Below are 5611 nucleotides of genomic sequence, written 5' to 3'. Positions count from 1 at the left end.
GTAAACAGGTTTTATTAGCAGAAGATACGCCAATAAACTCAATGCTTATTAAAAAACTATTATCTAACTGGGGAGTAATAACAGATCATGTAGTAAATGGTAAAGAAGCTTTTGAATACACTAAGAAAAAAACATACGATTTTATTTTAATGGATATCCATATGCCAGAAATGAATGGTTTAGATGCAACATACTTAATTAAAACAGAGCCAAACCTTAATAAAGAAACCCCTGTTTTTGCAGTTACCGCAGATGTCATGGCAAATGAAAAAGAAGAAGGTTTAAATTTATTTGATGGTATTTTGTGGAAACCTATAGAAATAGAGAAGTTTTACTCTACATTAGCAAATGCTGTAAAAAGTAATACCATTTAAATACTAGTATTTAAATGGTATTGTTAGTCTATTTTTTAAGACTATTTCTTCTTTAAAATAGCTTTGTCTTGAAATGTCTTTAATTCTATTTTTGGACTACCGTAAATATTGGTTTCGGTAGATCCTGAAGCCTCTATAGTTAATTTTTTTGAAACTTCTATTTCGGCATAAGCTTTGGTTTCTATAGTTAATAAACAATTTTTAGCAGTTAGCTTACTCCCTTTAAATTTAGAGCCATTATCTAACCTTAATTCTAACTCATCTGTATCTCCTTCAATTTTTGCAAAAGTATTTTGATACATATCTATTTCAATTTTATCGGCATTTATTAAAGCTTCAACATCACTATTCTCACTTAATTCTAAAGTGGCATTGTCTGCTGTAACATTAAGTTTAGAGTCGGCTTTGTCTCCACTAACTAGTTTAAATAAGTTAGCTCTTAACGTTAAAAAGGCTTTAGACGATCCTTTAGTAATTAAAGTCATATTATCTGCTTTTATAGTGCTGAGGTCGCTAATTTCACCATCGTCTTTTAACTCTATGGTGTTTAACGTTTCTGGAGCTGTAACAATAATTTCTAGTTTTTTGTGGGCAGCAATTCGTTTCGTTGTACTAAATTTTAAACTACCATCTTGTACAGCAAATTCAATAACATCATGTAAATTATCATCGGCATTAATCTCTACAGAAGGTGTTAAACCTTGTGTTAATTTAATTTTAAAAGATTCTCCAACAACTATATGCTCGAAAGTATCAATTTCTGTAATAACATTACTAACATTTCTACTGCCTTTTATTTTTCCTTTTTTCTGAGAAAAACCGCTAAAAGTTGTTAGAATAATAAGTAGGAAAAGTATTATTTTTTTATTCATTTTTGGGATTTATTATATTACAAACAAATATAAACAAAAACCATCCCAAACTTAATTAAAAGCTTAAAATGGTTTTTTAACTATTAGTTTTTTGGTTGATTTATAATAGAATCATTGTAATTAGTGCGATAACAAATTTAGCTAGAACTATCATTAGAGTTGTTTTTTAATTGATGATTATTTTACTGTTTTATGGCTTCGTCTACAACTTTACCATTTTCTTTAACTAGAAACTTTTCTATGCTACCTGCAGCGTTCGTAACAAATTCGAAAGTTACAGGAGCTTCCTTTATAAAAAATTCGGTTTTAGATTTGGCATGTAATATGGCTTGTTTTTTACCAATATCTATTTCTAATTTATCGTCTTTTAAACGAATAGTTACATGCTGTTTTTTATTAGAATTGTAGATACCAGTATAGTGTTTTAAATCTTTTATTATAACCGTTGTTTCTTCTGTATTAGGCTGTGTCTTATGGTCGTAACTTAACACGCGTTTAATTTTCCAGTTTTCATTTTCCTTTATCCAAAGATGAGTAAATTTGGCAAGACTACCTTGCGATTGACTACCATCTTTAGCAAGTTCATTAAATGTGTGTTCTCCTGTTTGTATAGCACCATATAATGTACCGTTATCGTATAACGGAAATACCTTTAAACTTCCAGCTACTAATGTTCTACGTATAGTAACAGTGTTGTTAGGAGAACAAATACCATTTTTCATGGATAGTATAAATGCTTCTTTAGAGTTAGAGATTCCCGAATTATCATGATAAAACTCTAAATCGTCTGCAATAAACGTTTTAAATTGACTAATGTCGCAGGTATTAAACCCTACATTAAATAATAAACTATCGTTAGCTTTTAGTGCTTTAAATAATTCTGAATCTTTAGAAACTTGCCCGTAAGCTATAGTAGAAAAACCTAGAGTTAAAATAGATAATAAAAAGATAATGGATTGAGTTGGTTTCATTTTGATTGATTTTAAATTAAAGAGTGACTATTCGTCACTCTTTTTACCTTTTTTTGATGTTATTTCTATACCATCGTCATCTATTTTAACATCTACGTTTTTCCCTTCAGCCTTTACACCGTTATCGTCTATTTTAACGCCTAAGTTTTCTGTTTTGGCTTCTAAACCATTATCATTAATTTCTAATTTAGAATTATTACCATTTAAGTCTACTTTTACTTTAAACTCATCATCTTCTGTTTCTTCTATAGGGCAATCTACGCAATTTAATGTGTCATTTTCTATAGTATAATGGTAACCTTCTTCTACCTTAGATAATAAACCTCTGTATATATGGTAGCTGTGAACACTTTTGTCTGGAAATAGTGTAACGCCATTTGGAAGATATACCGTAATTTCTATTTCTTGATCTTTATAAGACTCGTCATTAGCAATTAAAAAGTAATTATTTAATTCTAACACATTATTTGTTAATGCATAATCGTAACTAATACCTTCTGCTCTGTTTTTAGCAGTATCATAATCGATACCTCTTGCAGTACGTAGCACCTTAATTTTTGCAACGCTGTCTCTTGTAGATTTTACAGTAATACGGATATCTTGAGAATAAACGACACGTTCTCCATTTTCATTAAAACCAGTACTATAACCATAGCTTCTTCTATTTCTTTCAGAGAAATAATCATTCCCTTTCATGGTAAGGACTAAAGTATCGTTAGCTTTAATGTTATCAAATTTCTCTGTAGTAATAAAAGCACCTTCTTCTTTGTAAGACATACTGTGTTTAGCTACTAAAACAATAATACTTATTAAACAAATTAGCCATACACCTAATAAAGCAGATTTAGCAAATACACCTATAGATTTTAAGTTGTTAATTAGAATTTTTAAGCCTAGGTATAGTATAAAAAAGGCCATAATTCCAAAAAAGAAAAAGAATATTATAGATAGCCCCCAAATAGGTATACCAGTTGAGTTTGCTACATCAAGCCAGTCTACTCCTGGAAAATGAATAGAATCTACGATACCTAAAGATAAAAACCCTATAAATAACCCGATTAATGCACTAGCACCAGTAATAATTAAAATGATACCAATAAACTTTGCAAACAGCTTTAAAAAGAACATCATGACATCTGCAATTGTATCGAAAAATGTTTTAGAACTAGATTTAATTCTATTGCCTTGCTTATTGAGGTCTACTTTTTTTACACCTTCAGAAATACTATCGCTAGCATTACCAATACCTTCCTTAAGTTTAGTACCAGCTTTATCTAAATGTGTTCCTACATTTTCGGAGGCATTTTGAAACCCGTCACGAATTTTTTTTTCAATATTACTAATATTCACAGGGTCTCCCGTCATAGTAATTTTATCGGCAGTGGTTACGGCTTCAGGAATTAAAATCCATAATAATATGTACAAAATAATTCCAGTTCCAGCTCCAAATACCAAAAGTAACCATGCTAAACGAATCCATAGAGCATCTATACCAAAGTAATGTGCTAATCCAGACGATACACCACCAACATAAGAATTGTCTGTATCCCTAAATAACTTTCTAGATTTAGACGACGACGTCCTTCTTTGTGTTTTGCTAGGCTCATCTTCAAAGATTTCATCATCTACTATATAGTCTTCGGGTTGTCCCATAATGGTAATCACTTCGTCTACTTCTTTTGTTCCTATTACTTGCTTATCATGCTTAACGCGCTCAGTAAATAATTCTGCAATTCTGGCCTCTATATCCGAAATGATTTCCGAACGCCCTTGCGAATCTGTAAATGAACGTTTTATAGCCTCAAGATAGCGTTGTAATTTTGAGTACGCATCTTCATCTATATGAAAAAATATACCTGCTAAATTTATGTTGACTGTTTTATTCATTTTTTGTTGTTTTTGAGCTTGTTACTATGTTAACTGCGTTTTGTAATTCGTCCCAAGTAGTGGTTAGTTCTTTTAAAAATAATTTTCCTGTTTCTGTTAAGCCATAATACTTTCTTGGCGGTCCAGAAGTAGACTCTTCCCAACGGTAGTTAAGGAGTCCTGCATTTTTTAACCGTGTTAATAAAGGATAGATTGTTCCCTCTACAACAAGTAGTTTTGCGTCTTTTAGAGTACCTAATATTTCGGCAACATAAGCATCGTCATCTTTTAAAACCGATAATATGCAGTACTCTAAAACACCTTTTCGCATTTGTGCTTTTGTGTTTTCTATTTTCATACTTTAAATAGATTAAATTTTAAACTGTTCATTTTTTGATTGATTGATTGATTGATTGATTGATTGATTGATTGATTGAAAAAATTAAAAATAAACCTGGTTTATATAGACCAAGGCTGAAATATTGATTACTATTAGTATAAATGTTATAAGATTAAATTTCCATGATATATTATTGTTTTTTGTAGTTTTTACAATAAAATAAAGCAGTATAGCACTAACAATTAAAGGAAGTGTCATTTTTCCTATGCCTAACCATTCACTAATTCTAGCTTCATCGTTAGATTGCCCTATATAACTAATAACTGCTGCAAAAAAGCGCATAAGAAAACAAGTGAATAAAAAGGGATACCACATTAAATTCTTTGACTTCTTTATTATAAAAAATATAATTAAACCCTGTATAATTGTAAAGATTGGACCAGCTGCGCTAACCAATTGCTTTTCCCAACCTGTGTTAAATTTCCCATCTCCAACTATACCAGCAGAATTTAAATTCATCCACATATCGTAACCTAAAGCTTTGCCCATTAAAAAGTGAGCACCTTCATGTAAAACAAAAGATAAAAACACAGCTAGTATGCTAATGCTAACATATTTTAAATTTATTTTAAGGTTCTGAGACATCTTTTAATTTTTACTGTTTATTAAAATTATTTTAAAAATCTTATGGTTAATGGATATTTATAAAAAATACCATCTCTTGCTTTTATACTTGCGGTAATTATAAATACGATTTCTAAAATGAAACCTATAAAGGCAAGAAAACCTAAAGAGCCTCCTATGTAAAATAGAGGAGAAGGTTTATTTATATTAATATGGATGCTATCGAAAAAATTAAAATCCATAAAATCTAAATTATTAAATAAGCTAAATAGAAAAAACGGAATGGTTAACATACCAATAATTAATGCGTACAATAAAATGCTAATTTGAAAATTAATAGCCTCTTTACCGTGTTCATCTATAAATTGAGATTTATCCTTATTAACAGACCATAAAACAAGTGGGCCTAAAAAATTACCAAAAGGAATAACAAACCTTGAAAAAGTAGATAAATGTATAAATGTTGCAATAGTATTGTGATTATTTTCGGTCATTTGTAAAAGTATATAATAGTTTCTTATGCAAATATATGTCTAAAAAAAGGTATTATGTAACGCATAGTAC

7 protein-coding genes are annotated in these 5611 nt (G+C 29.9%); 1 reads left to right on the top strand and 6 read right to left on the bottom strand.

Annotation, left to right across the window (positions count from 1 at the left end; translation table 11 throughout):
• Positions 1-374 (top strand): response regulator (locus ACVC2P_RS03850; protein ID WP_452597170.1); only part of this gene is annotated, 374 nt, incomplete at its 5' end.
• Between the two features lie 41 nt (positions 375-415).
• Here the strand turns inward: ACVC2P_RS03850 and ACVC2P_RS03845 are convergent.
• From ACVC2P_RS03845 to ACVC2P_RS03820, 6 genes are all read right to left on the bottom strand, one after another.
• A complete protein-coding gene (locus tag ACVC2P_RS03845; protein WP_452597169.1) occupies positions 416-1246 on the bottom strand; it encodes a GIN domain-containing protein in 831 nt (276 codons plus the stop codon).
• A gap of 182 nt (positions 1247-1428) precedes the next feature.
• Positions 1429-2217 carry a nuclear transport factor 2 family protein gene (locus tag ACVC2P_RS03840; RefSeq protein ID WP_452597168.1) on the bottom strand — a complete coding sequence of 263 codons (789 nt, stop codon included), beginning with the start codon at positions 2215-2217 and terminating at the stop codon, positions 1429-1431.
• 27 nt (positions 2218-2244) lie between these two features.
• Positions 2245-4104, bottom strand: a complete 1860-nt coding sequence (locus ACVC2P_RS03835; protein ID WP_452597167.1) for a PspC domain-containing protein — start codon at positions 4102-4104, stop codon at positions 2245-2247.
• Positions 4097-4441, bottom strand: a complete 345-nt coding sequence (locus tag ACVC2P_RS03830; protein WP_452597166.1) for a PadR family transcriptional regulator — start codon at positions 4439-4441, stop codon at positions 4097-4099. The genes ACVC2P_RS03835 and ACVC2P_RS03830 overlap by 8 nt, the downstream gene beginning before the upstream one ends.
• Positions 4442-4525: 84 nt before the next feature.
• A complete protein-coding gene (locus ACVC2P_RS03825) occupies positions 4526-5068 on the bottom strand; it encodes a hypothetical protein (protein ID WP_452597165.1) in 543 nt (180 codons plus the stop codon).
• 26 nt (positions 5069-5094) lie between these two features.
• Complete coding sequence (locus ACVC2P_RS03820) at positions 5095-5541, bottom strand: DUF4870 domain-containing protein (RefSeq protein WP_452597164.1); 447 nt, start codon at positions 5539-5541, stop codon at positions 5095-5097.
• Positions 5542-5611: the final 70 nt, after the last annotated feature.

This window comes from Pontimicrobium sp. MEBiC01747 (assembly GCF_053601635.1).
The sequence above is the reverse complement of the archived record's forward strand: the minus strand, read 5'-3'. Positions and strand labels throughout refer to the sequence as shown.

What these genes read in the sequence shown, in the direction of transcription:
- ACVC2P_RS03830 (WP_452597166.1), bottom strand. Translation starts at nt 4,441, where the DNA reads ATGAAAATAGAAAACACAAAAGCACAAATGCGAAAAGGTGTTTTAGAG.
- ACVC2P_RS03825 (WP_452597165.1), bottom strand. Translation starts at nt 5,068, where the DNA reads ATGTCTCAGAACCTTAAAATAAATTTAAAATATGTTAGCATTAGCATA.
- ACVC2P_RS03835 (WP_452597167.1), bottom strand. Translation starts at nt 4,104, where the DNA reads ATGAATAAAACAGTCAACATAAATTTAGCAGGTATATTTTTTCATATA.
- ACVC2P_RS03820 (WP_452597164.1), bottom strand. Translation starts at nt 5,541, where the DNA reads ATGACCGAAAATAATCACAATACTATTGCAACATTTATACATTTATCT.
- ACVC2P_RS03840 (WP_452597168.1), bottom strand. Translation starts at nt 2,217, where the DNA reads ATGAAACCAACTCAATCCATTATCTTTTTATTATCTATTTTAACTCTA.
- ACVC2P_RS03845 (WP_452597169.1), bottom strand. Translation starts at nt 1,246, where the DNA reads ATGAATAAAAAAATAATACTTTTCCTACTTATTATTCTAACAACTTTT.